Annotated in this window: 22 protein-coding genes; 8 read left to right on the top strand and 14 right to left on the bottom strand. The window is 73.3% G+C overall.

The window, feature by feature from the left end; translation table 11 throughout:
- Positions 1-41 precede the first annotated feature (41 nt).
- Positions 42-2,336 (top strand): hypothetical protein, encoded by a 2,295-nt coding sequence (locus ACGF4F_RS12090; RefSeq protein ID WP_393077017.1) that lies wholly within the window; start codon positions 42-44, stop codon positions 2,334-2,336.
- A 455-nt stretch (positions 2,337-2,791) separates the two neighbouring features.
- Positions 2,792-3,997: an AI-2E family transporter gene (locus ACGF4F_RS12085; protein ID WP_357440766.1), complete on the top strand. Its 1,206-nt coding sequence runs from the start codon at positions 2,792-2,794 to the stop codon at positions 3,995-3,997.
- Between the two features lie 19 nt (positions 3,998-4,016).
- Here ACGF4F_RS12085 and ACGF4F_RS12080 read toward each other — a convergent pair whose 3' ends face one another.
- The 7 genes from ACGF4F_RS12080 to ACGF4F_RS12050 all read right to left on the bottom strand — a co-directional run bounded on the left by ACGF4F_RS12080 (position 4,017) and on the right by ACGF4F_RS12050 (position 10,438).
- Positions 4,017-4,826 (bottom strand): alpha/beta hydrolase, encoded by an 810-nt coding sequence (locus ACGF4F_RS12080; protein ID WP_357440763.1) that lies wholly within the window; start codon positions 4,824-4,826, stop codon positions 4,017-4,019.
- Positions 4,827-4,892: 66 nt separating this feature from the next.
- A complete protein-coding gene (locus ACGF4F_RS12075; RefSeq protein ID WP_073836015.1) occupies positions 4,893-5,225 on the bottom strand; it encodes a hypothetical protein in 333 nt (110 codons plus the stop codon).
- A gap of 57 nt (positions 5,226-5,282) precedes the next feature.
- Positions 5,283-6,329: a hypothetical protein gene (locus ACGF4F_RS12070; protein ID WP_393077013.1), complete on the bottom strand. Its 1,047-nt coding sequence runs from the start codon at positions 6,327-6,329 to the stop codon at positions 5,283-5,285.
- Positions 6,326-6,820 carry a SigE family RNA polymerase sigma factor gene (locus ACGF4F_RS12065; RefSeq protein ID WP_357440758.1) on the bottom strand — a complete coding sequence of 165 codons (495 nt, stop codon included), beginning with the start codon at positions 6,818-6,820 and terminating at the stop codon, positions 6,326-6,328. Before ACGF4F_RS12065 ends, ACGF4F_RS12070 begins: the two co-directional genes overlap by 4 nt.
- A gap of 41 nt (positions 6,821-6,861) precedes the next feature.
- Entirely contained in the window at positions 6,862-8,652 is a 1,791-nt protein-coding gene (locus tag ACGF4F_RS12060) for a 3-hydroxybutyryl-CoA dehydrogenase (protein ID WP_357440755.1), read from the bottom strand.
- 230 nt (positions 8,653-8,882) lie between these two features.
- The gene (locus ACGF4F_RS12055) at positions 8,883-9,947 is read right to left on the bottom strand and encodes an alpha/beta hydrolase (RefSeq protein WP_357440752.1); all 1,065 of its coding nucleotides are present in this window, start codon (positions 9,945-9,947) and stop codon (positions 8,883-8,885) included.
- 86 nt (positions 9,948-10,033) lie between these two features.
- The gene (locus tag ACGF4F_RS12050) at positions 10,034-10,438 is read right to left on the bottom strand and encodes an FHA domain-containing protein (RefSeq protein WP_393077009.1); all 405 of its coding nucleotides are present in this window, start codon (positions 10,436-10,438) and stop codon (positions 10,034-10,036) included.
- 284 nt (positions 10,439-10,722) lie between these two features.
- Between ACGF4F_RS12050 and ACGF4F_RS12045 the strand changes: the two genes are divergently transcribed.
- Positions 10,723-12,225, top strand: a complete 1,503-nt coding sequence (locus ACGF4F_RS12045) for an aldehyde dehydrogenase family protein (RefSeq protein ID WP_357440747.1) — start codon at positions 10,723-10,725, stop codon at positions 12,223-12,225.
- 18 nt (positions 12,226-12,243) lie between these two features.
- Here the strand turns inward: ACGF4F_RS12045 and nucS are convergent, their stop codons facing one another.
- Positions 12,244-12,903 (bottom strand): endonuclease NucS, encoded by a 660-nt coding sequence (nucS, locus tag ACGF4F_RS12040; RefSeq protein WP_076472317.1) that lies wholly within the window; start codon positions 12,901-12,903, stop codon positions 12,244-12,246.
- Positions 12,904-12,974: 71 nt separating this feature from the next.
- On the opposite strand from nucS, the gene ACGF4F_RS12035 reads away from it, so the two are divergent.
- Entirely contained in the window at positions 12,975-13,592 is a 618-nt protein-coding gene (locus tag ACGF4F_RS12035; RefSeq protein WP_073835941.1) for a DUF4126 domain-containing protein, read from the top strand.
- 154 nt (positions 13,593-13,746) lie between these two features.
- Here ACGF4F_RS12035 and ACGF4F_RS12030 read toward each other — a convergent pair whose 3' ends face one another.
- Positions 13,747-15,753, bottom strand: coding sequence for a protein meaA (locus ACGF4F_RS12030; protein ID WP_357440744.1), 2,007 nt, complete (start codon positions 15,751-15,753; stop codon positions 13,747-13,749).
- Between the two features lie 151 nt (positions 15,754-15,904).
- On the opposite strand from ACGF4F_RS12030, the gene ACGF4F_RS12025 reads away from it, so the two are divergent.
- Positions 15,905-16,807 (top strand): ABC transporter ATP-binding protein, encoded by a 903-nt coding sequence (locus ACGF4F_RS12025; RefSeq protein ID WP_357440742.1) that lies wholly within the window; start codon positions 15,905-15,907, stop codon positions 16,805-16,807.
- Complete coding sequence (locus ACGF4F_RS12020; protein ID WP_357440740.1) at positions 16,807-17,655, top strand: ABC transporter permease; 849 nt, start codon at positions 16,807-16,809, stop codon at positions 17,653-17,655. The genes ACGF4F_RS12025 and ACGF4F_RS12020 overlap by 1 nt, the downstream gene beginning before the upstream one ends.
- Before the next feature lie 46 nt (positions 17,656-17,701).
- Here the strand turns inward: ACGF4F_RS12020 and ACGF4F_RS12015 are convergent, their stop codons facing one another.
- Both ACGF4F_RS12015 and murA read right to left on the bottom strand, forming a co-directional pair.
- A complete protein-coding gene (locus tag ACGF4F_RS12015; RefSeq protein ID WP_357440737.1) occupies positions 17,702-18,550 on the bottom strand; it encodes a 3-hydroxyacyl-CoA dehydrogenase family protein in 849 nt (282 codons plus the stop codon).
- Between the two features lie 136 nt (positions 18,551-18,686).
- Positions 18,687-20,126 carry a UDP-N-acetylglucosamine 1-carboxyvinyltransferase gene (gene murA, locus ACGF4F_RS12010; RefSeq protein WP_357440734.1) on the bottom strand — a complete coding sequence of 480 codons (1,440 nt, stop codon included), beginning with the start codon at positions 20,124-20,126 and terminating at the stop codon, positions 18,687-18,689.
- Here murA and ACGF4F_RS12005 point away from each other — a divergent pair.
- Together ACGF4F_RS12005 and ACGF4F_RS12000 are read left to right on the top strand one after the other, a co-directional pair.
- Positions 20,125-20,697 carry a cob(I)yrinic acid a,c-diamide adenosyltransferase gene (locus tag ACGF4F_RS12005; RefSeq protein WP_357440728.1) on the top strand — a complete coding sequence of 191 codons (573 nt, stop codon included), beginning with the start codon at positions 20,125-20,127 and terminating at the stop codon, positions 20,695-20,697. The two genes, murA and ACGF4F_RS12005, sit on opposite strands and share 2 nt — an antisense overlap.
- Entirely contained in the window at positions 20,673-21,092 is a 420-nt protein-coding gene (locus tag ACGF4F_RS12000; protein WP_357440725.1) for a VOC family protein, read from the top strand. Before ACGF4F_RS12005 ends, ACGF4F_RS12000 begins: the two co-directional genes overlap by 25 nt.
- 21 nt (positions 21,093-21,113) lie before the next feature.
- Here the strand turns inward: ACGF4F_RS12000 and ACGF4F_RS11995 are convergent, their stop codons facing one another.
- The 3 genes from ACGF4F_RS11995 to ACGF4F_RS11985 all read right to left on the bottom strand — a co-directional run bounded on the left by ACGF4F_RS11995 (position 21,114) and on the right by ACGF4F_RS11985 (position 23,818).
- Complete coding sequence (locus tag ACGF4F_RS11995; RefSeq protein ID WP_393077001.1) at positions 21,114-21,830, bottom strand: DedA family protein; 717 nt, start codon at positions 21,828-21,830, stop codon at positions 21,114-21,116.
- An 81-nt stretch (positions 21,831-21,911) separates the two neighbouring features.
- Positions 21,912-22,616: a response regulator transcription factor gene (locus ACGF4F_RS11990; protein ID WP_357440721.1), complete on the bottom strand. Its 705-nt coding sequence runs from the start codon at positions 22,614-22,616 to the stop codon at positions 21,912-21,914.
- Positions 22,613-23,818 carry a sensor histidine kinase gene (locus ACGF4F_RS11985; RefSeq protein ID WP_393076998.1) on the bottom strand — a complete coding sequence of 402 codons (1,206 nt, stop codon included), beginning with the start codon at positions 23,816-23,818 and terminating at the stop codon, positions 22,613-22,615. Before ACGF4F_RS11985 ends, ACGF4F_RS11990 begins: the two co-directional genes overlap by 4 nt.
- Positions 23,819-23,910: the final 92 nt, after the last annotated feature.

Raw genomic sequence — 23,910 nt, 5'->3', positions numbered from 1 at the left:
GTATCGCCCCAGCAGAGCCGGATGCGTGTGAGGATGGGAGCATGTCGCACGGCGAGGAACTGTTCGCTCTCGGCGGGGACGTGACCACGGAGCCCAGCTTCGAGTCCGCGCTGCGGGGGTACGACAAACGACAGGTCGACCGATACGTCGCTCGTGCGGAGCACGAGATCACGGCGCTGACGGCCGAGCGGGAGCAGGCGTACACCCAGATCCACAAGCTGGCCGGCCAGGTCGAGGTGCTGCAACGCGACCTCGCCCAGGTGCGCAAGCAGGTGGGCGTGGTGGACCGGGCCTCGTTCCGGCACCTCGGTCCCCGGGTCGAGCAGATCCTCCTGATGGCCGAGGAGCAGGCGGACGAGATCGTCGCCGCGGCCAACGAGGAGATCGAGGCCCGTCGTGCGGCCGCCGAGCACATCATCGAGGAGGCCCGCGAGCAGTCCGCCCAGGCCCTCAAGGACTTCGAGATCGCCCTCGCCGCCCGGCGGGCCGAGGAGGAGCGACTCACCGCCGCTCGCAAGGCCGAGGCGGAGGCCACCCTCACGGCGGCCAAGCAAGAGGCCACCAAGCTCCGCAAGGACGCCACCGAGGAGACCACCAAGCTTCGCAAGGACGCCGCCGAGGAGACCACCAAGCTCCGTCGGGACGCGAACGACGAGGCCACCAGGCTGCGCCGGACGGCTCAGACGGCGCTGGCCACGGCGCAGCAGGAGGCGACCCAGCTCCGGGACACCGCCAAGGAGATCCACAGCCGCGCCCAGCAGGAGGCCGCCCGACTGCGCGAGGCCGCCAAGGAGGCGCTGGCCAAGGCCCAGCAGGAGGCGACCCAGCTCCGCGAGGCGGCCAAGGAGGTGCACGGCAAGGCGCAGCAGGAGGCCAAGCGCCTCACCGAATCCGCGGCCGAGGCCGGCCGGGCCACCCACGCCAAGGCGCTCGCCGAGGCCAAGAAGATCGTCGAAGACGCGGAGGAGGCGGCGAAGGCCACCCGGGGCCAGGCCCGCACCGAGGCCAGCCGGCTCACCGCCGAGGCTGCCGAGGCCGGCAAGCGCAACCGCGCCGAGGTCGACGCGTACGTCCAGCGGATGCGCACCGAGACCGAGGCGTACGTCCAGCAGGCCCGCGCCCAGACGCAGCAGGAGCTGGGCGCCTGGCGGGCCGGGGTGGAGAAGGAGGTCAACGCCAGGCGGGACGCGGCCGACAAGCAGTTCGCCCAGCGCCGCGCGACCGCCGAGCAGGAGTACGCCAAGCGCCGCGACGAGCTCGACAAGCAGCACAAGAAGCGGCAGGACGAGCTGGAGAAGGCGTACGCCACCCGCCGCCAGGAGATCGAGCAGGGTGCCATCAAGATCCGAAAGGCGGCCGAGCAGGACGCGCTCAACATGCGCCGGCAGGCCGAGGAGGAGGGTGCCGAGCTGTTGCGCCGGGCCGAGGTCGACGCCGCCGACAAGCGCCGCAAGGCCGACGAGCACGTCGCCGCCTCGCGCCGCCAGTTCGAGGAGTATGCGGCCACCACCCAGCAGCACCTGGCCACCACCCAGCAGCACCTCGCCGCCACCCAGCAGGAGGTGGCCGCCGGCCGGCAGCAGCTCGCCCAGGTGATGCTGGAGATCGCCCACGCCCAACAGGAGCTGGCGGACCTGCGGACGGAGACGTGGAAGTCCCGCCAGGAGTCCGACGACCTCCAGCGCAAGCTCGCCGAGCTGCGGTTGTCGGCGAGCAGCGCCGGCCTGGCCACCACCCCGGTGGACCCGGACGAGCTGGCCGCGACGCCCGGGGGTGACTCCGGCGCGGCCGCGCCGACGGCCGGTCCGGACACCACGCCGGTCACCGGCAAGGGCACCCCGCCGGGGGCCAGCAAGGCCACCACTCCGGCGGCCGGCAAGGGCACCACGCCGACGGCCGGCAAGGAGACCGCGCCGGTGACCTCCGGGAAGGACACGACGCCGGTGGCCGGCAAGGAAATGACGCCCGACACGGTCACGGCGCCAGCCACCGGCAAGGACACCGCGCCGGTCAGCGCGAAGAGCACCGCGACGGTCTCCCCCGAGGGCGCCGATTCCGCGCCGGCGGCGACCGGGGAGCCGGCGACGGCCCCGGAGCCGGCGACGGACGGCAGCCCGGCCCGCCCGGTCGCCGAACCGGTGACCACCGTGGACGGAGGCGCCGCCACCGCTGGCGTGGAGGGCGAGCCGACCGTGGCCGCCGTACCCGGCGAGGGCGGCCGGGGCGCCACTCCCACGAAGATCACCAGCACTGGCGAGAACGGCAAGCGCCCGACCAAGCCCACCACCGACGAGCGAAGCGCCAAGCCGAGCGCCGTGAAGGTCGAGTCCGACTGACGCAGGCGACATCCCGCCGAACGGCACGCCCGCCAGGTCGGCGCCCTTGCCGCGGGTAGCCCGCCGGGGCGCCACAGTTCGGCGACCTCGCGGTATCCAACCCGCCCGGACCCCGCCGGATCGGCGACGTGGTCACGGCCCCACGCCCGGCATCCGCCCGATCAGCCGCACCGCCGCCGCCGTCACGCCCGGCACCGCCGGCCTGGCGGCCGACTGGCCGCGGCGGTGGCCGACGGTGGCCGGACCGTTGCCACTGGGACGCTATGGACCTGATGGCGTAAACGATTCAGGCGGGACGTGCCCCGGCCAGCCGGTGGGAGGGCTGGCCGAGGAAAGCCCGGCCGGATAACCTGCCGAGCAACGGGCTGCCGCGTGGACGGCGACGCCCGGCTGGCCGATCCGGGTCACCCGGCCGGCCCGGCGAGCTGGACTCCGATCGCGTACGACGGAGCGGGATGCGGGGAGGTCAGGTGGCGCAGGACGGGCGGCCGGGCGACGCCCGACCGGAGGACGAGGACCCGCTGGGCGCGCTCCGGCCCGAGGACGGCGCGACCGACGAGTCCGGGCGGCGCACCGTCGAGCAGGTGACCGAACCGACCGAGTTCGAGCCGAGCGGGCGGTTCGGCGTGCCGGGCAAGCCGCTGCGCCGCAGCGCCTTCCTGGTCGGTTTCACCGGGGCGCTCGGCGTGCTGCTGGCGTACGCGGTCTTCCTGGGCATCCGCAACGCCGCCGGCATCCTGGTGCTGGTGGTCATCGCGCTGTTCCTCGCGGTGGGTCTGCACCCGGCGGTGGTCCGGTTGCGCCACTGGGGGCTGCCGCACGGGCTGGCCGTCGCGGTGGTGACCCTGACCGTACTGCTGCTGATCATCGGTGGGCTGCTGGCGTTGGTGCCCCCGGTGGTGACCCAGTCCGGGCAGTTCATCACGCACCTGCCCGGCTACGTCGAGGAACTGCGCCGCAACCCCACCGTCAACGATCTCATCGAGCGGTACGACGTGATGGAACGGGTCCGCGCGGCGGCGAACGCGGACACCATCAGCCGGGCCCTCGGCGGCGTGCTGGGCGGCGCTCAGCTGATCTTCGGCACCATCCTCCGGGTGCTGACCGTGCTGGTGCTGACGATCTACTTCCTGGCGTACTTCGACCGCCTACGTGACCTCGGTTATGCGCTGGTGCCCCGCACCCGCCGGGAACGCGTCCGGCTGATCGGCGACGAGATCCTCACCCGGGTCGGCGCGTACATGGTGGGCGCGCTCGCCATCGCGGTGCTGGCCGGGGCGAGCACCTTCGTCTTCGCGCTGGCGGTCGGGCTGCCGTACCCGTTCGCGCTGGCCGTGGTGGTCGCGGTGACCGACCTGATCCCGCAGATCGGGGCGACCCTGGGCGCGGTGGTGGTGTCCCTGGTGGGTTTCGCCACCGACCTGCCCGTCGGCGTCGCCTGCCTGGTCTTCTTCCTGGTCTACCAGCAGGTGGAGAACTACCTGATCTATCCGAAGATCATGCGCCGGGCGGTCTCGGTCAACGAGGTGGCGGCGCTGCTCGGCGCGTTGCTCGGGGTGTCGCTGCTGGGCGTGGTCGGCGCGCTGATCGCCATCCCGATGGTGGCCGCCCTCCAGCTCATCCTCCGGGAGGTGGTCCTGCCCCGGCAGGACTCCCGCTGACCGACCCGGGTGCGCGGGGTCAGCCCGCCTGCCGCTGCTGCGGGCCGGGGACCGGGGTGTCGGCGAACGCGGCCACCGTCCGGTCGGCGTACGCGCTGACGTCGCCGGTCTCCATCGGCCCGTCCCAGGTGGTCGGCAGCGGCACCGGCACGGCCGGGTTGACCCGCCGGACGATCTCGTCCAGCACGGTCTCCGCGTCGCCGACCCACAGGTGCTTGGCGCCGGGCACCCCGACCACCTCGGCCTGCGGCACGGCCGCGAACCGCTGCCGGGCCTCCTCCGGGCGCAGGTAGTCGTCGAACTCGGGCACCAGGGCGGTGAGCGGGCGGCCCGACTCGGCCCAGACGGCGAGGTCCGCCGGCTCGGAGAAACGCAGCGGCGGGGAGAGCAGGATCGCCCCGGCCACCGCCGGGTCGCAGCCGTACTTGAGCGCCAGGTCGGTGCCGAAGGACCAGCCGACCAGCCAGATGTTCGGCAGCTCGTGGAACTCGGCGTACTCGATGGCGGCGGCGACGTCGAAGCGCTCGCCGACCGCGCCGTCGAAGGCTCCCTCGCTGGTCCCCCGGACGCTGCTGGTGCCTCGGGTGTTGAACCGCAGCACGGCCAGGTCGGCCAGCGCGGGCAGCCGCCACGCCGCCTTCCGGAAGACGTGGCTGTCCATCATCCCGCCGTGGGTGGGCAGCGGGTGCAGGCAGACCAGCGTGCCGGCCGGTGCCCGGTCCAGCGGCCGGGCCAGCTCACCGACCAGCGTCAGCCCGTCGGCGGTGTGCAGCTCGATGTCCTCCCGGTGACCGGGCAGGATCGACGACGCACGGATCGGGGTGCTCACCGTCCCAGTCTCGCGCGCCGCCGCCCTCGCCGCCTGCCCGGGCGGAAACAGGGTGACGCAGATCGCTCAGCCGTACCGGGGGGCGCCGCGTCCGCGCTGGAGGTTCGGCCCGCGCCGGTCCCGGGCGCGCCAGCAGCCGCTGTGCCAGTGCCGCCGGTCGGTGAGGTCGCCCCGGTCGTCGGCCGGCCAGGCCACCACGTGCGCCACCCCCGGACGGATCTCCTGGTCGCAGCCGGGACAGCGGTACGTCTTGACGGACGCCCCGCCGGTGATCCCGCGTACCTGCCAGTCGCCGTCGCGCCACTGCTGGACGGTGGGCACGCCCTGGCGGGCCCGCTCGGAGTCCAGGTGGGTGGTCTCGTCCCGGCGGGGACGGTTGCGACGGGGGCTCACGGTCAACAAGCGTACGTTCCGCCGGCCGGACCGGCCCGGATCGGGCGGCCCGGCCGGCGCCCCTCACTTCCAGGTCTCCGGGTCGGTCAGATCCTTCGCCACCTTCGCCCCGGCCAGTACGGTCGTCGCGTCGGCCTCGGTGAAGCCCTTCCACGGCGAGCCGAACTCGGCGATCAGGTGAGCCTTCGGGAGCCCGAGCAGCTCCAGTCCCATGCCATCCGGATAGAGGTAGGCGGGACGCCCGCCGATGGTGCGGTTGCTGTCGCTGCGCGCGCCGGTTATTCCGGCGTTGTACTGGAGGCGGACGGACATCATGTCGGACGTGCCGCGGTAGAGGGTCACCACCACGTCCATCGTGCCAGGGAAGGAAGACACGTCCACCCGGCATCCAGCGATCCGGGCCCCTGCGGGCAGCGCGGTGAGTCGCAGCGGTCCGCCGCACCGGCGCGCCTCGTCCCACTTCAGGGCCTTTACCGCCCGCGCCAGAGCAGCTCGGTCCCTCCCTGGCATGGCGGCTCGGGCGTACACGCCCGGTGCGGGCTGCCAGAGCATGACCAAGCCGCCCGGGTTGCTCCCCAGCTGCCACACCTTGCCGTCGAAGGCACCTCCCCTCGGCGCATCGATCGAAAGCCCATCGATCGCGAGACCATCGACCGCGGCGGCCGTGCTGGCCACGTCGATCGTGACCGGCCGCCCACCCGGGGGCCCGATCCGGAGGGTCTCCACGCCATCGCCCACGACCTGCCAGCCCAGGTAGCGTCCCTTCGCCGGGTCGACGCCCAGGTGCAGCACCTGCGGATCGGTACCCACCAGCTCGGGCTGCTGGGCGGCGCCGGGCACCCCGCCGGCCCGGGGTGGCACGGGGTTGACGATGGCCGGGGTGGCGGTCGTCCAGGGCAGCCTTCCCGGCAGGCCGGGTAGCCCCGGTGCGGTCATCGTGGCGAGGCCGAGTACCCCGACCAGGGCCAGTGCCATGCCTGTCGCGGCCCGGCGGCGCACCTGCCTCCGGCGTCCCCGGGCCCGGGACCGGCTCAGCAGCCGGTCAGTGTCGATATCCCCCTCGGCGCGCTCGCGCAGCACCGAGGCGATCCGGTCGTCGAGGTCGGTCACGGCCGGCTCCCGTCGGTCGTCGGGATGCCGCAGCGCTCCCGGAGGTGGGCGAGCGCCCGCATCGCGTGGGTACGGACGGTGACCGGGGAGCAGTCGAGGATCTGAGCGATCGTGGCGTCGTCCAGGTCCTCGTAGTAGCGCAGCACCAGCACGGCACGCTGGCGGTCGGGCAGCGCCCGAATCAGCCGCCACATCTCATCCCGGGCGGCCGCCTCGCCGCCGAGGTCGCCCCGGTGGGCCTGCTCGGCGAAGGTGTCGACAGCCAGTTCGTGGTTCGACCGCCGGCGCCACCAGGAGGCGTTGGCGTTGACCAGCATCCGCCGCACGTACACGTCCGGCCGGTCGGCCCGGGCGATCTTTCGCCAGTGCACGTACGCGCGGGCCAGGACGTCCTGGGTCAGGTCCTCGGCGCGGTGCACGTCGCCGGTCAGCAGCCGAGCCAGGCGTAACAGGGCCGGGCCGCGGCTGCCGACGTACTCCTCGAAGGTCACACCCTCAAGACGCCGTCACCGGCCTCCGGTGTTGACCCGGATCAGCGGTTGGTGTGGTCGCGGAAACCGCGCCCGCTCTTGCGACCGAGGTAGCCGGCGGTGACCAGGTGCTCCAGCAGCGGCGCGGGGGCGAAGCCCGGCTCGCGCAGCTCCAGGTAGAGCTCGCGCTGGATGGCCAGTGCGACGTCCAGGCCGACCACGTCGAGCAGCTCGAACGGGCCCATCGGATAGCCGCAGCCCAGCTTCATGGCGTGGTCGATGTCGTCGGCGGTCGAGTAGCTGGCCTCCAGCATCTTCACCGCGTCGTTCAGATACGGGAAGAGCAGCGCGTTGACGATGAAGCCGGACCGGTCACCGCAGACCACGCCGGTCTTGCCGAGCACCGCGCAGACCGCACGGGCGGTGGCGGCGGTCTCCGCCGAGGTGCGGATGGTCCGCACGATCTCCACCAGCGGCATGATCGGCGCCGGGTTGAAGAAGTGCAGGCCGATCACGTCCGCCGGGCGCTGGGTGGCCATCGCCACGTCGATCACCGGCAGGGAGGAGGTGGTGGTGGCGAGCACCACGCCCGGCTTGCAGATCTCGTCGAGGCTGGCGAAGAGGGCCTTCTTGACGCTCAACTCCTCGACCACCGCCTCGACCACGAGGTCGACGTCGGCGAGGTGGTCGAGGGTGGCCGACCAGGTGACCCGGCCCAGCGCGGCGTCCCGGTCGGTCTCGCTGAGCTTGCCCCGGACCACGCCCTTGTTGAGCGAGGTCTTGACCGCCTCGCAGACCTTCGCGGACTTCTCCGCGCCCCGGGTCACCGAGATGACCTCGTACCCGGCCTTGGCGAAGACCTCGATGATGCCGGTGGCCATGGTGCCGGAGCCGACGATGCCGACCTTGGCGATGGCCCGCGCGCCGTCGGCGAGCGAGGACTTCGTCGCCACCGGCGTCTGCTCGTCCGGTACGACCTTCGGCGAGCCCGGCCGCTCGTAGGTGTAGAAGCCGCGGCCGGACTTCCGCCCGAGCAGCCCGGCGGTGACCATCTGCTTGATCAGCGGCACCGGGGCGTGCCGGCGATCCCGGCCGCCGCGCCGGTACATGGTGTCCAGGATCTCGTACGCGGTGTCCAGGCCGATCAGGTCCATCAGCGCGAGCGGGCCCATCGGCAGGCCGCAGCCGAGCTTCATGGCGGCGTCGATGTCCTCGCGGCTCGCGTACCGCGCCTCGAACAGGCTCACCGCGTGGTTCAGGTAGCCGAAGAGCAGCGCGTTGGCGATGAAGCCGGCCCGGTCGTTGATGGTCACGTCGACCTTGCCGAGCCGCGTGCAGAGCGCCTCCACGTCGGCCACCACGTCGGCGGAGGTGACCACGGTGCGGACCACCTCGACCAGCTTCATGATCGGCGCCGGGTTGAAGAAGTGGATGCCGATGACCTGGTTGGGCCGGGTGGTGGCGACCGAGATCTCGGTGACGCTCAGCGAGGAGGTGTTGGTGGCCAGGATGGCCTCGGGCTTGCAGACCCGGTCCAGCTCGGCGAAGATCCGCTGCTTCAGGTCCAGGTGCTCGGGCACCGCCTCGATCACCAGGTCCACCGAGTGCAGCGCACCCAGCCCGACCTGGAAGTCGACCCGGCTCAGCAGGGCGTCCCGGTCGGCCTCGGCGAGCTTGCCCTTGGCCACGGCGCGGTCGGTCGACCCGGTGAGGGTGGCCCGGCCACGCTCCAGGGCGGCCGCCGAGATCTCCACGGCCACCACGTCGATGCCGTTGCGGGCGAACACCTCGACGATGCCGGCACCCATGGTGCCCAGACCCACCACACCCACCCTGGTGAACTCGCGCGCCACGACCGGCCTCCCCTTGGTTGACTCCGCCGTTGCCGACATGAACGGCCGCTAAGGTTATGCGCCGGAGTCTGCCACGTGACTCTACGTTGTCGAGACGCCGTGGGATATTTCACGACGTCCGTCACTCTCCGCCCCGGCGCACGGCCGGCCCCGGGGGTGGGCCGCCACCGCAGGCCGGGCACCGACGCCCGCCGGCGCCGCCGGGTCAGGCCTCCGCCGGCGTTGCCGGGTCAGGCCTCCGCGGGCGCCCCGACCAGTGCCAGCAGCTCCGCGACGAACTCGGCCGGCCGTTCCAGGTGCGGGCTGTGGCCGCAACCGGGCAGCACCACCTCCCGGTACGTCCCGCCGGCGGCGGCGTACCGGTCCAGCACCACCCGGGTCTGGCCCACCATCGGCTGGGGCGGGCAGTCCGCCGCTCCCGGCCAGCCCGGCACCGCCCCCAGCGATCCCAGGTACGCCAGGTCGAACAGCGAGGTGTCCGAGACGATCACGTCGGCGTCGCCGCGTACCCAGATCACCGGCGGCTTGGCCGAGACGGCGACCAGCTCGTCGGCGACCCGGAACCAGGCGGGTGCCAACGCGTTCAGCACCCCGCGCTCGCCGGCCGCCGTTCCCGGCCAGTGCGCGGAGGTGATCGCCGTGCCCGGGTAGTTGTCGTCCCCGGTCGCGGTGGTGAGCATGCTGTCCAGCAGCAGGTCCTCGTCCTCGCCCAGCGACGCCGGGTCAGCCACGTACGCCGCGCGCAGCACGTTCCGCGGGCTGGTCGGGCCCTCCTCGCCCCGGTCCTGCGCGGCGAGCCGGGCGACGAAGTCGGGGTTGGCGGTGCCGCCGCCGGTGCCCGCGAAGTCGGGCGTGGTCGGGGTACCGTCGAGGTCCCGGGTCCCGCCGAACCCGTACGGCGAGACCGGCGCCTCCAGCAGCAGCCCGGCCACCCGCTCGGGGTGGTCGACCAGCAGCCGCATCGCCACCCCGCCGCCCAGCGAGTGCCCGACCACCACCGGCCGCGCGCCAGGGGCGAACAGCCCGGGGGCATCGAGCAGGGCGGCCACGTCGTCGGCGAAGTCGGCGAGGCCCCGGGTCGCGTCGACCGGGGCGGTGGCGGTGTCGCCGTACCCGCGCAGGTCGGGCGCGATCACGCGGAGCGTCTCCGGCAGCCGGCGCAGCAGCGGCTCCCAGAACGCCGACGACGAGACGTTGCCGTGGACCAGCAGCACCGGTACGCCGTCCGGCGGACCGGCCACCCGCACCGACTGGGTGATGCCGTTGGCCTGGACGGTGTGCCGTGTGCTCCGCATCCGCGCATGCTGGCACACCGGCCCGACCCGGTCCATGTGCCCGCTCCCCATCCCGGGCCGCTCCCCGGTGTGGACGGGCCCGGTGGTCAGGAGTGCGCGTCGACCGGCAGCGACCGGGCCTCGCGCGGCACGGGCACCCGTGGGGCCGACGGCCGGGGCAGCGGCACGGTCGGCCGGTGGCTCGGGACCGGGAGGCCGAAGCTCATCCCGACCGGGTCGGTCCGGGCCACGCCCGGGTCGAAGTAGCGCAGGTCGGTACGGCCGAGCCGGACCACGTCACCGTCGGAGAGCGGCACGCTACCGCTGATCCGCTGGTCGTTGAGCCAGGTGCCGTTGGTCGAGCCGAGGTCGGTCAGCCAGGCCCCCTCGGGGGTCAGCTGCACCGTGGCGTGCCGCCGGCTCAGATGCGCGTCGGCGAGCACGATGTGGGCGCTCGGCGCCCGGCCGATCACCAGCGGGTCCCGACCGACGCGGAAGCTGAGTCCGCGCATCGCCCCACCCGACACCGTCAAAAGCGGCATCAGCTCCGGATGTTCCTCCATTGACAGTCGCCCCTCCGGTCGCCCTGCGGCGTCAGCCTGCCAGCTCACCGTAATCGCCGTCACCACCGGGTGGTCACCCCCGCGACCCCGGCCGGTCAACTTCCGTTCGCCGTTTCGGCTTCATTCACCAGTCACGTCCGTCGATCCCCCGGACTTCCGGCGTCGCAGCCAGGGGCAGGTCACGCGGGACGCCGGACCTACCGGCGAGTAACGTTCGGGTCTAGACTTCGGCCATGACGGCTGTGCATGTCCCGGGGACCCCGATCATCGAGGACGGTCGGCTGGTGTCCACCAGCCCGGCCACCGGCGCTGAGGCCGGACGGCTCCCGGTGGCGACCGCGGCGGACGTACGGGACGCGGTCGAACAGGCGCGCGCCGCCAGTCAGTGGTGGGCCGGGCTGGGCTTCACCGGCCGCCGGCAGCGGCTGCTGCGCTGGCGCGGCGTCCTCGCCGGACGGATCGAGGAACTGGCCGAACTGGTGCACGCCGAGGGCGGCAAGCCGGTCGGCGACGCGGTCGTCGAGATCCTCACCGCGCTGGAGCACATCGACTGGGCCGCCCGCAACGCCCGCCGGGTGCTCGGGCCACGCCGGGTGCGCACCCGGCTGATCCTCGCCGAGTTCGCCGGACACCTCGAATACCAGCCGTACGGGGTGGTCGGGGTGATCGGCCCGTGGAACTACCCCGTCTTCACCCCGATCGGCTCCGCCGCGTACGCCCTCGCCGCCGGCAACGCGGTGGTGTTCAAGCCGAGCGAGTACACCCCGACCGTCGGGCAGTGGCTGGTGGACCGCTTCGCCGAGGTGGTGCCGGAGCAGCCCGTCCTCACCGCCGTGCACGGGCTCGGCGACGTGGGTGCCGCGCTGTGCCGCTCCGGGGTCGGCAAGCTCGCCTTCACCGGCTCCACCGCCACCGCCAAGAAGGTGATGGCGGCCTGTGCCGAAACCCTCACCCCGGTGCTGCTCGAGGCGGGCGGCAAGGACGCGATGATCGTGGACGCCGACGCCGACCTAAACGCCGCCGCCGAGGCATGCGTCTGGGGCGCGCTGACCAACGCCGGCCAGACCTGCATCGGCATCGAGCGGGTCTACGCCGTCGACCCGGTCTACGACGCCTTCCTCGACAAGGTGGTGGCGAAGGCCGGCCGGCTCACCGTCGGCCCGGAGGGTGCCGACATCGGCCCGATCACCATGCCCGCCCAGCTCGACATCATCCGCCGGCACATCGACGACGCGGTCGCCCGCGGCGGCCGGGCGGTGCTCGGCGGCCCCGAGGCGGTGCGACCGCCGTACGTGCACCCGACCGTGCTGGTGGACGTACCGGAGGACTCGGCCGCCGTCCGCGAGGAGACCTTCGGCCCGACCCTGACGGTCAACCGGGTCCGCGACGTCGACGAGGCCGTCGAGCGGGCCAACGCCCTCCCGTACGGTCTCGGGGGTTCGGTCTTCGGCCGGAAGCGGGCGGTGGCGGTCGCGCGGCGGCTGCGCTCCGGGATGGCCGCGATCAACTCGACGCTCACCTTCGCCGGCATGTCCACCCTGCCGTTCGGCGGGGTCGGCGACTCCGGCTTCGGCCGGATCCACGGTGAGGACGGGCTGCGCGAGTTCGGCCGGGCCAAGGCGATCACCCGCCGCCGGGGGCCCTCCCTGCTGCCGTCGATGACCTTCGAACGCACCCCGGCCGACGTCGCCCGCCTGGTCAAGGCCGCCAAGCTGAGGTACGGCCGGGGCCGCTGACGGTCGGCGGACCCGGAATCAGAACAGGGTCAGCTCGTCGCGCTCGATGCCGCGCAGCTTGTCGTAGTCGACCACGACGCAGCGGATCCCGCGGTCGGTGGCGAGCACCCGGGCCTGCGGCTTGATCTCCTGGGCGGCGAACACACCGGCGACCGGGGCCAGCAGCGGATCGCGGTTCATCAGCTCCAGGTAGCGGGTGAGTTGCTCCACGCCGTCGATCTCGCCGCGCCGCTTCACCTCGACCGCGACCGCACCCTGGTTGGCGTCCCGGCAGAGCAGGTCGACCGGGCCGATCGCGGTCATGTACTCCCGCCGGACCAGCGTGAAGCCCTCGCCCAGGGTCTCCGGGTTGGCGGCCAGCAGCTCCTGCAGGTGGGCCTCCACACCGTCCTTACGCAGGCCCGGGTCGACACCCAGCTCGTACGAGGTGTCCTGGAAGATCTCCTCCAGGGTGATGCGCAGCTCCTCGCCGGCCTTGTTGACCACCCGCCAGACGCCGGGGGCCTCCTCCAACCGGCACGGCGGGCTCATCCAGTTCAACGGCTTGTACGCCCGGTCGTCCGCGTGGATCGACACCGAGCCGTCCGCCTTCACCATGAGCAGCCGGGTGGCCGGCGGCAGGTGTGCCGAGAGCCGTCCGACGTAGTCCACCGAGCACTTCGCAATCACCAACCGCACCCGACGAGGGTAGCCGAGCACCCGACGCCCGCCGGCGAGCGCCACTGGCGTACCGGTGCGATATTGAGATCGTGCTCGAAGTCCTCACCGGTTCCGGCCTCGCCGCCTCGGCCGGCCTGAACGCCTACATCCCGCTCCTCCTCATGGGTCTGCTGGCGCGCTACACCGACCTGGTCGACCTGCCCGGCGGGTGGCAGTGGCTGGGCAACGGCTGGGTCATCCTGATCCTCGCCGTGCTGCTCACCATCGAGGTGGTCGCCGACAAGGTGCCGGTGGTCGACCACGTCAACGACGTGGTGCAGACGGTGGTCCGGCCGACCGCCGGCGGCCTGGCCTTCGGCGCCGGCTCCAGCTCGGAGACCGTCACGGTCAGCGACCCGGACACCTTCTTCTCCTCGCACCAGTGGGTGCCGGTGGTGGTCGGCGTCCTCATCGCGCTCGGCGTGCACCTGCTCAAGTCGGCGGCCCGCCCGGTCATCAACGCGACCACCGCTGGCTTCGGCGCCCCGGTTGCCAGCACCGCCGAGGACGCCACGAGCGCGGTGATGTCGGTGGTGGCGATCCTGCTGCCGGTGCTGGTGCTGGCGTTCCTGCTCGGGTTCGTGCTGTTCTTCGGCTGGTTCCTGCGGCGGCGCAAGGATCGGCGTCGGGAACGCGCGGCAGCCCGCGCGGCTGGGTTCCGGGTCTGATCCTTCCTGCGGCGGGCGCCAGCCAGGACTCGGGTATTCACACCAGATCGCGCAACCGGCGGTATCCGGCACGCTGCGATACCGCTATATCGCCGACACGGCGTCGATCACGGCCCGGCTGAGGAGGTGCCCGAGGCGTTGACCAGGGGCTCTCTCAGCTCAGGCCGTTGGCCTCGCGGATCACGGTGACGAGGTCGTCGATGATGCCGGTCAGCGCGAAATCCTTCGGGGTGAAGACTCGGGCCACACCGGCCGACCGCAGCGCCGCCGCGTCACCGCCGGGGATGATGCCGCCGACCACCACGGGCAGGTCGCCCCGCCCGGCGACGCGTAGCCCGTCCAGCACCGCCGGCACGGCGGCGAGGTGCGAGCCGGAGAGCACCGACAGGCCGACCAGGTCCACGTCCTCCTCGACCGCGGCGGCGACGATCTGCCCGGCGGTCAGCCGGATGCCCTGATAGATCACCTCGAAGCCGGCGTCGCGGGCGCGTACCGCGATCTGCTCGGCGCCGTTGGAGTGCCCGTCCAGGCCGGGCTTGCCGACCAGCAGCCGCAGCCGGCCGCTGCCCAGTTCGCGTGCCGTCGCGGCGACCCGCTCGCGGACCCCCGCCAGCCCCGCGTCCCCGCCCGACCCGGCGGCGCCGGAGAGGCCGGTCGGGGCCCGGTACTCGCCGAAAACCTCGCGCAGCGCGCCGGCCCACTCGCCGGTGGTCACCCCGGCCCGCACGCACGCCAGCGTCGCCGGCATCAGGTTCGTCGTGGTCGCGGCGTCCGCGCGCAGCCGAGCCAGTGCCGCGGCCGCCGCGGCCGCGTCCCGGCCGGCCCGCCATGCGCGTACGGCGGTCGCGGCGGCATCCTCGACGGCGGGATCGACCTGTTCGATCGCCTCGGCGCCGGCCGCGGTCAGCGGCGACGGCTCGGTCTCGGTGAACGTGTTGACGCCGACCACCACGTCGGTGCCGGCCTCCATCCGCCGCCACCGGTCGGCGAGCGAGGCCACCAGCGCGCTCTTCAGGTAGCCGGTCTCCACGGCGGCCACCACGCCGCCCATCTCCAGCACCTTCGCCAGCTCGACCCGGGCGCCGGCGACGATGTCGTCGACCAGCGCGGTCATCACGTGCGAGCCGGCGAAGAGGTCCGGGTATTCCAGCAGGTCCGACTCGTACGCCAGCACCTGCTGCATCCGCAGCGACCACTGCTGGTCCCAGGGGCGGGGCAGGCCGAGCGCCTCGTTCCAGGCGGGCAGCTGTACCGCGCGGGCCCGGGCGTCCCGGGAGAGCGTGACGCCGAGCATCTCCAGCACGATGCGCTGGACGTTGTTCTCCGGCTGGGCCTCGGTGAGGCCGAGGGAGTTGACCTGGACGCCGTACCGGAAGCGGCGCTGCGTCGGGTTCGCCACGCCGTACCGGTCGCGGGTGATCTCGTCCCAGAGCGCGCCGAACGCGCGCATCTTGGCGATCTCCTCGACGAAGCGCACCCCGGCGTTGACGAAGAAGGAGATCCGCTGCACCACCTCGCCCATCCGGTCGGCGGGCACCTGGCCGGCGTCGCGCACCGCATCGAGCACGGCGACCGCGGTGGCCAAAGCGAAGCCGACCTCCTGGACCGGCGTCGCCCCGGCCTCCTGCAGGTGGTACGAGCAGATGTTGACCGGGTTCCACCTCGGCATCTCGCGCAGCGTGTAGGCGATGACGTCCGCGGTCAGCCGCAGCGACGCCGCCGGCGGGAAGATGTACGTCCCGCGGGACAGGTACTCCTTGATGATGTCGTTCTGGGTGGTGCCGGCGCAGCGGGCCAACTCCGCGCCCTGCTCGGCGGCGACCGTACCGTAGAGGCCGAGCAGCCACATGGCCGGCGCGTTGATGGTCATCGAGGTGTTCAGCTCGGCCAGCGGGAGGCCCTCGAAGAGCGCCCGCATGTCGCCGAGGTGCGCCACGGGCACCCCCACCCGGCCCACCTCACCGGCGGCGAGCTCGTGGTCGGGGTCGTACCCGGTCTGGGTGGGCAGGTCGAAGGCGACGGAGAGACCGGTCTGCCCCTTCGCCAGGTTGCGGCGGAAGAGCGCGTTGGTGGCCGCGGCGGAGGAGTGCCCGGCGTAGGTGCGCATCACCCAGGGCCGGTCGCGCTCCGGCAACCGCCCCGAGGGAGCCTTCTCGTCCATGGCCGGAGTCTAAGTTACCGTTCAGTAAAACGGGCTGTGGAAAACCACACAGGTCCATGGAGCGGACCACCGGGCACGAGCGGCGCGACATGTCCGAGACCACCACCCCCCGCGCCGCCGGTGGGTGTGCCGGAGTCGCACACTGGACGTCATGGAAGACGAGCTGGCGATCTCGGTCCGGGGGCTGCGCAAGGCGTACGGCGACAACGTCGCGGTGGCCGGCGTGGACCTGGACGTCCACCGGGGCGAGGTGTTCGCCCTGCTCGGCCCGAACGGCGCCGGCAAGACCACCACCGTGGAGATCCTGGAGGGCTACCGGCAGCGCGACGCCGGCGAGGTGCGGGTGCTCGGCGTCGACCCTGAGCTCGTCTCCGGGTCGCGACTGCGGGGCTCGCAAGCTCGCTCCTCGCGCGCCCCGCGACACCCGGCCCGCGACTGGCGCTCGCGGGTCGGCATCGTGCTCCAGGGCACCGGCGAGTTCGACGAGTTGACCGTCGCCGAGGTGGTCCGGCACTTCGCCGGCTTCTACCCCGGCGCGGACGACCCGGACAAGGTCATCGAGCGGGTCGGGCTGGGCGCCAAGGCCAAGGCCCGTACGCACACCCTCTCCGGCGGGCAGAAGCGCCGACTGGACGTGGCGCTGGGCATCATCGGCCGCCCCGAACTGCTGTTCCTGGACGAGCCCACCACCGGCTTCGACCCGGAGGCCCGGCGCGAGTTCTGGGAGCTGATCCGGGACCTCGCCGCCGCCGGCACCACCATCGTGCTGACCACGCACTACCTGGACGAGGCCGAGGCCCTCGCGGACCGGGTCGGCGTGATCGCCGCCGGTCGGGTGGTCGAGGTGGCCCCGCCGAACCGGCTCGGCAACCGGCAGGAGGCCCTGACCACCGTCTCCTGGCGTACCCCGGAGGGAACGCTGGAGACCGCGGCGACCGCGACGCCGACGGCGCTGGTCGCGGAGCTGGCCGCGCGCTTCGGCGGCGAGGTCCCCGGGCTCACGGTGACCCGGCCGACCCTGGAAGACGTCTACCTGCGGATGATCGGACACTGATGACGACCACCACGAAGCCGGCGACCCCGGTCGCCGCCGCCCCCGGAGCGCGTCGGCCGGGTGCGGGCACCCTGGCGCTGCGGCAGGGCCGGCTGGAGATCACCCAGTTCCTGCGCAGCCGGGAGTCCGTGGTCTTCACCATGCTCTTCCCGGTCGTGATGATTGCCATCTTCGCCTCGATCTTCACCTGGGAGATCACACCCGGAGTGCGGTTCACCCAGTACTTCGTCACCGGCATGATCGCGACCGGGCTGATGACGGTGAGCTTCCAGAACCTCGGCATCTGGATCCCGATCGAGCGGGACCGGGGCGTGCTCAAGCGCTACCGGGGCACCCCGATGCCGAAATGGGTCTACTTCGCCGGCAAGGTGCTCATGGTGGTGGCGATCGGCGTCGCCGAGACCGTGCTGCTGCTCGCCGTCTCGGCCGTCTTCTTCGATCTGCACCTGCCCAGCACGGCGGGCAGGTGGCTGACCTTCGGCTGGGTCGCCGCCCTCGGGGTCACCGCCTGCACCCTGTGCGGCATCGCCATCTCGTCGCTGGCGCGGACCGCCCGCAGCGGCTCGGCGGTGGTCACCCCCGTGGCGCTGATCCTGCAGTTCATCTCCGGCGTGTTCTTCGTCTTCACCGGCCTGCCGGGCTGGATGCAGCAGGTCGCGGCGCTCTTCCCGCTCAAGTGGATGTGCCAGGGGCTGCGCGCCGTCTTCCTGCCGGACAGCTTCGGCGCCCAGGAGCCGGCCGGCTCGTTCGAGCTGGGCCGGGTCGCCCTGGTGCTGGCGCTGTGGTGCGTGATCGGCCTGGTCCTCTGCCTGACCACCTTCCGGTGGACCACCAAGCGCGACGGCTGAGCGGGACGCCCCCGGCCGCCTCGGCCGGGGGCGCCCTCCGCCCGACTCAGTACGGGTAGAAGCCCTGGCCGGTCTTGCGGCCCAGGTCGCCGGCGGTCGCCATGCGCTGGAGCAGCTCCGGCGGGAAGAACTTCTCGTCCGCGGTGTCGGTGTAGATGTTCTTCGTGGCGTTGAGCAGCACGTCCACCCCGGTCAGGTCGACCGTGGCCAGCGGGCCCATGGCATGACCGAAGCCCAGCTTGCAGGCGGTGTCCAGGTCCTCGGCGGAAATCACGCCGGACTCGACCAGCTTGACCGCCTCCATGGCCAGCGCGCAGATCAGCCGGGTGGTGACGAAGCCGGCGATGTCCCGGTTGACCACCACCACCGTCTTGCCCACCCCCTCGGCGAACGCCTTCGCGGTCGCCAGGGTCTCGTCGCTGGTCTTGTAGCCGCGGACCAGCTCGCAGAGCTTCATCATCGGCACCGGCGAGAAGAAGTGGGTGCCCACGACCGACTCCGGGCGCTCGGTGGCGGTGGCGATCTGGGTGACCGGGATGGCCGAGGTGTTGGTGGCCAGCACCGCGTCCGCCTTGCAGATCTTGTCCAGCGCGCGGAACACCTCGTGCTTGATCTCGATCTTCTCGAAGACCGCCTCGACCACGATGTCCGCGTCGGCCGCCGCCTCCAGATCGGTGGTCGGGGTGATCCGGGCCAGGGTGGCCTCGACCTCGGACGCCTCGATCTTCCCCTTCTCGGCGAACTTCTCCAGCGACTTCCGGATGCCGTCGACACCCCGCTTGGTGGCCGCGTCGTCCAGGTCCCGCAGCGTCACCTGCCAGCCCGCCTGCGCCGCGACCTGGGCGATGCCCGAACCCATCAGCCCAGCACCGACGACCGCGAGTCGACCCGCCATCTGCTTCTCCCTCGCCTGATTGAGTGTCTGCCAGCACCCTAGTCGGCGAGCCTGAACGAGTGCTAAGGCACGTCTTCGGGGCCGGGGCGAGGCGGTCGGTCTCGCGGGCGCCGCCGAGCGAGCGCCGTGCGAGCCGTCAGATGGCGAGATCCGGCTCCTCGGGCGCGGTGCCGCGGTCCACCTCCACGCCGAGCGCCCGCAGGTCGGCGACGAAGTCCGGATAGCCGCGGTCGACGTGGTGCACGTGGGAGACCTCGGTGACCCCCTCGGCGCAGAGCCCGGCGATGATCAGGCCGGCGCCGGCCCGGATGTCCGTGGCGCGGACCGGGGCGCCGGAGAGCCGCTCGCGGCCGCACACCAGGGCGTGGTGGCCGTCGGTCTTGATGTCCGCGCCCAGCCGCATCATCTCGTTGGCGAACATGAACCGGCCGTCGAAGATGTTCTCGGTGATCAGGGACGCCCCGTCGCTCACCGCGGCCAGCCCGATCGCCATCGGCAGCAGGTCGGTGGCGAAACCCGGGAACGGCAGGGTCACCACGTCGACGGCCGCGGGGCGGTCGTCGACGCGCACCCGGAAGGCGTCGGCCCGGGTCTCCACCAGGCCGCCGGCCGAGACCAACTTGTCCAGCGCGACCTCCAGGAAAGCCGGGTCGATGCCGGTCACCGTCACGTCCCCGCGGGTCATCGCGGCGGCGAACGCCCAGGTGCCGGCGACGATCCGGTCGCCCACCGTGGCGTGCCGCACCGGCTGCAGCTCGGGCACCCCGACGATGTGCAGGGTCGAACTGCCGGCCCCCTCGATCCGGGCGCCCATGCAGTTCAGCATGGTGCAGATGTCGACGATCTCCGGCTCCCGGGCGGCGTTGTCGATCGTCGTCGTGCCGCCGGCCAGCACCGCCGCCATCACCAAATTCTCGGTGGCGCCGACGCTCGGGAAGTCCAGCACGATGTCCGCGCCGTGCAGGCCGTCCGGGGCCTCGGCGATGACGAAGCCGTGCTCGCCGGAGATGTCGGCACCCATCCGGGTCAGGCCGGAGATGTGCATGTCCAGGCCGCGCGAGCCGATGGCGTCCCCGCCGGGATGGGCCACCCGCACGTACCCCCGCCGGGCCAGCAGCGGGCCGAGCACGCAGATCGACGCACGCAGCCGGCGGACCAGGTCGTAGTCGGCCTCCGCGCCGGGCTGCTCCGGCACGTCGATGACCACCGACCGGGAGCGCTCCACCCCGCCCCGCGCCACCATCGGGTCGACCGGGTCGTCCTCGGCGAACCGGACACCGCAGCCCAGCCGGCGCAACACCTCCCCCATGATGGCGATGTCGGTGATCCGGGGCACGTTCGTGATCACGCTGCGTCCGGGGGCGAGCAGCGCGGCGGCCATCAGCTTCAGCGCCGAGTTCTTCGCACCGACCACGTGCACCGTGCCCGCCAGCCGGGCCTCACCGAGCACCCGGATGACGTCGACGTCGTTGACCGCCGGGTCACCGGCGTCGCCCGGCCCGACCCCGGCCGGCCAGCCGGCCTGGCCTGGCCGCGCCGGGATGGTCAGGTCCGGTATCCGTAGGCTGTGCGTCATGGCCGTCCACCTCACGCGCATCTACACAAAGGCCGGCGACGCCGGCATGACCAGGCTGAGCAACAACGAGCAGGTGCCGAAGACCGATCCGCGGATCGCCGCGTACGCGGACGTGGACGAGTGCAACGCCGCGATCGGCGTCGCGCTCGCCCTCGGGCAGCTCGACGACGAGCTGCGGGCGGTGCTCGGGTCGATCCAGAACGACATGTTCGACGTCGGGGCGGACCTGGCGACCCCCGTGGAGCCGGAGCCGGCGTACCCGCCGCTGCGGGTGACCGAGGCGTACGTCGAGCGCCTCGAGGGCTGGTGCGACGAGTACAACGCGCGCCTGAGCAAGCTCGACTCCTTCATCCTCCCCGGTGGCACCGCTGGCGCGGCGCTGCTGCACGTGGCACGGACCATCGCCCGGCGCGCCGAGCGGGCGGCCTGGGCCCTGATCGCGCATGATCCGGACCGGACCAGCACGCTCCCGGCAAAGTATCTCAACCGGCTCTCCGATCTGCTCTTTATCCTGTCAAGAACGGCAAATCCGAACGGAGATGTGCTATGGGTGCCGGGCGGGAAGCGCTGACCGCCGGGACCCTGCACCACGTGGAGGTCTGGGTACCCGACCTCGCCGCCGCCAGACACAGCTGGGGCTGGCTCCTTGGCGAGTTGGGCTGGACGTCGTACCAGGACTGGCCGGCCGGCTGCTCCTGGCGGCTCGGCCCGACGTACCTGGTGATCGAGGAGTCTCCCGCGCTCTCCGGACGGGTGCACGACCGGCTCGCGCCGGGCCTCAACCACCTGGCCTTCCACGCCGGCCCGCCGGCCGCGGTGGAGCGGCTGGTCGCGGCCGCACCCGGGCACGGGTGGGAGCTGCTCTTCCCGGATCGCCACCCGCACGCCGGCGGCCCCGGAACGTACGCCGCCTACCTGGCCGACGGGCAGGGGTACGAGGTGGAGCTGGTCGCCGCACCCGACTGACCGGTCACCCCGGCCCGGCGTTCAGAACAGGGCACCCCGGCGGGCCGGCGCGCTGTGGCCGGCGCCGGGCCGGCGGGAACCACCCCGCCGGCCGCCGCGTTGGCGACTTCCCCGGACCGGACCGGAACAGGCCCGCCCGGCCGGGCGGCGCGCCCGGCGTACCCGGTGGCCGACCGCGGCGGCGACCGTCGCCGCGACCAGCACCCCCGCGGCGGCCGGCAGCGCCGTCGGCGCCGCGCCGACCGCCCAGCCGAGCAGCACCGTCCCCGGCACCCAGACCGCCACCGCCAGGCCGTCGAAGAGCACGAACCGGCGGTACGGCAGCCCGGCCGCCCCGGCGACCCGGGGCACCAGGGTACGGACGAACGCGGTCCATCGTCCGAGCAGCACCGCCGGGCCGCCCCGCGCGGCGACCAGGGTCTCGGCGCGCTGCCAGCGGCGCTCCCCCACCCAGCGGCCCAGCCGGCCGCGCCGCAGCCGGGGCCCGAGCAGCCGCCCCTCCAGGTAGCCGAGCTGGTCCCCGGCGAACGCGGCGAGCGTGGTGACGGCGAGCGCGAGGCCCAGGTCGAGACGACCGGCCCGGGCCAGCAGGCCGACCGTCAGCATGGTGGTGGCGGCCGGCAGCACCAGGCCGACCAGCAGGCCCACCTCGGCGGCGAGCACCGCCGCGGCGGCCAGCAACACGTAACCCGGCGGCAGGGTGTCGAGCCGGTCCAGCAGGGAATCCAGGAGGGTCACGTCAACCAGCGTGCCGCGCCGGGGCGGCCCCGCCGTCCTCCCACCGGCCGGCCCGGATCCTCCAGGTGGCCGGCGACCCCCTTACGGGCTGTTTCCCGAGGCACCCGGGAGGGGGTTGAAGTCGTCGTCGACCAGGCCGAGCCGGTGCGCCAGCACCGCCGCCTGCACCCGGTTACGCAGCTCCAGCTTCTCCATGGCGGCCGACACGTGCGTCTTCACCGTGGTCACCCCCAGGTGCAGCCGCACGCCGATCTCCGCGTTCGACAGCCCGGCACCGACCAGCGCCAGCACCTCCCGCTCCCGGGGGCTGAGCAGCCGCAGGCCCGCCGCGCGCGGGTCCGGGTGCGGCCGCCGGTCCCGGTCGTGGGCGGCGAGCGCCCGACGCAGTACGCGGGCCAGCACCGGCGGCGCCAGCAGGGTCTCCCCCCGCGCCGCCCGGCGTACCGAGTCGATCAGCTCCTCCGGGGCGCCGTCCTTCACCAGATAGCCGATCGCCCCAGCGCCGAGCGCCCCGTACACGTTGACGTCGTCGGCGAAGGTGGTCAGCACCAGTACCCGGGCGGACGGCTGCCGGTCCAGGATCCGCCGGGTCGCCTCGATGCCGTCCATCCGGGGCATCCGCAGGTCCATGAGGATCACGTCCGGCCGCAGCCGCTCGGCGAGGCGTACCGCGTCGTGGCCGTTCCCCGCCTCGCCCACCACCTCGAAACCACCGGCCGTCCGCAGCAGCAGGCCGACCCCGGCCCGGACGAGCGTCTGGTCGTCGACCACGAGCACCCTGATCATGCGTTCGCCCTGATCGGCAGCCGGGCCTGCACCCGCCAGCCACCACCCTCCGTGCCCGTCGCGGTGAGCGTGCCACCGAGCAGGCCGACCCGCTCCCGCATCCCGCTCAACCCGTACCCGGACACCGGCAGCGCCGGCCCCGGCCGGCCGCGGTCCGGCTCGACGAGCTGGTGCCGCACCGGCCCGCTGTCCAGCACCTCGAGCAGCAGCGCACCGTCGACGCCCCGGACGTCCACCGAGGCGATCGCCCCGGGCCCGGCGTGCTTGAGGGTGTTGGTCAGTGCCTCCTGCACCACCCGCGCGGCCGTCGTCCCCACCACCAGCGGCACCCCGGCCAGCGCGGACGACACGGTCACCTGGACCGCCACGCCCGCCTCGCGGACCCGCCGGGCGGCGTCCCGGATCAGCTGCTCCGGCTCCACCTGCGGGTCGGTCGGCTCGACCGCCTCCGGGTCCCGGAGCACCTCCAGCAGCTCCCGCAGCTCGTCCAGCACCTGCCCGGCCGTGTCGCGCAGCTCGCCGAAGGCGGACACCGCCTCGTCGGTGCGGCCGGTGTGCTGCACGGCGTACCGGGCCGCGCCGGCGCGCAGGGCGATCGCCGCGATGTGGTGGGCCACGATGTCGTGCAGGTCCCGGGCGATACCCGCCCGCTCGGCGAGGCGGGCCGCCCGGGTCTCCGCCGCGCGGCGCTCCTCCACCTCCCGGGCCCGCTCCTCGGCCGCCGCTGCGGCCTGCCGCACCCCGCGCAGGTACCGGCCGAACGCCACCGGCGCGGCGACGACCGCGGCCAGGATGACCAGGCGGATCACCCCCGTGCCGCCGGAGAGGACGCCCGCGTTTCCCCGGTACAGGACGTCGACCAGCGTCGCCCCGAGGTAGAGGGCGTACGCCGCCACCGTCGCCGACCGGCCGCACCAGTACGCGACGTAGCCCAGCGCGACCGCCCCGGCGAGCTGCGGGACGCCGCCACCGGCCAGCGTCACCGCGCCGCCGACGACCATCAGCGCCGACTCCGCGAGCAGCACCGGCCAGGGCCACCGCCGTACGGCCACCAGGGCGAGCCCGGCGAGGACCGCGAAGACCGCCGCCCACTCCTCGCGGGCCACCCCGGCCCGGGCCATCCAGCTGCCGGCCAGGCCCAGTCCGGCTGCGACCAACCCGAGCAGCAGCTCCCGCCACCAGCCGCGCCACCCACCCGTCACCTGGCCAACCATACGGAGGAGCAGTCCCGCCGGCGGCCCTCCCATCGGCCGCCGCACCTCCTCCAGGTGGCCGGTAAGCCGGCCGCCGGCAC

The organism is Micromonospora sp. NPDC047740 (assembly GCF_043204735.1).
GTDB lineage: Bacteria > Actinomycetota > Actinomycetes > Mycobacteriales > Micromonosporaceae > Micromonospora.
The sequence above is the reverse complement of the archived record's forward strand: the minus strand, read 5'-3'. Positions and strand labels throughout refer to the sequence as shown.

Bases quoted from the DNA above. Each gene is read 5' to 3' on its own strand.
- ACGF4F_RS12020 (WP_357440740.1), top strand. From the start codon at position 16,807: ATGACGACCACCACGAAGCCGGCGACCCCGGTCGCCGCCGCCCCCGGA.
- ACGF4F_RS12090 (WP_393077017.1), top strand. From the start codon at position 42: ATGTCGCACGGCGAGGAACTGTTCGCTCTCGGCGGGGACGTGACCACG.
- ACGF4F_RS12015 (WP_357440737.1), bottom strand. From the start codon at position 18,550: ATGGCGGGTCGACTCGCGGTCGTCGGTGCTGGGCTGATGGGTTCGGGC.
- ACGF4F_RS12030 (WP_357440744.1), bottom strand. From the start codon at position 15,753: ATGGACGAGAAGGCTCCCTCGGGGCGGTTGCCGGAGCGCGACCGGCCC.
- ACGF4F_RS12050 (WP_393077009.1), bottom strand. From the start codon at position 10,438: ATGCGCGGACTCAGCTTCCGCGTCGGTCGGGACCCGCTGGTGATCGGC.
- ACGF4F_RS12045 (WP_357440747.1), top strand. From the start codon at position 10,723: ATGACGGCTGTGCATGTCCCGGGGACCCCGATCATCGAGGACGGTCGG.
- ACGF4F_RS11990 (WP_357440721.1), bottom strand. From the start codon at position 22,616: ATGATCAGGGTGCTCGTGGTCGACGACCAGACGCTCGTCCGGGCCGGG.
- ACGF4F_RS12085 (WP_357440766.1), top strand. From the start codon at position 2,792: ATGCGGGGAGGTCAGGTGGCGCAGGACGGGCGGCCGGGCGACGCCCGA.
- ACGF4F_RS12000 (WP_357440725.1), top strand. From the start codon at position 20,673: ATGGGTGCCGGGCGGGAAGCGCTGACCGCCGGGACCCTGCACCACGTG.
- murA (WP_357440734.1), bottom strand. From the start codon at position 20,126: ATGACGCACAGCCTACGGATACCGGACCTGACCATCCCGGCGCGGCCA.
- ACGF4F_RS12025 (WP_357440742.1), top strand. From the start codon at position 15,905: ATGGAAGACGAGCTGGCGATCTCGGTCCGGGGGCTGCGCAAGGCGTAC.
- ACGF4F_RS12005 (WP_357440728.1), top strand. From the start codon at position 20,125: ATGGCCGTCCACCTCACGCGCATCTACACAAAGGCCGGCGACGCCGGC.
- ACGF4F_RS12055 (WP_357440752.1), bottom strand. From the start codon at position 9,947: ATGCGGAGCACACGGCACACCGTCCAGGCCAACGGCATCACCCAGTCG.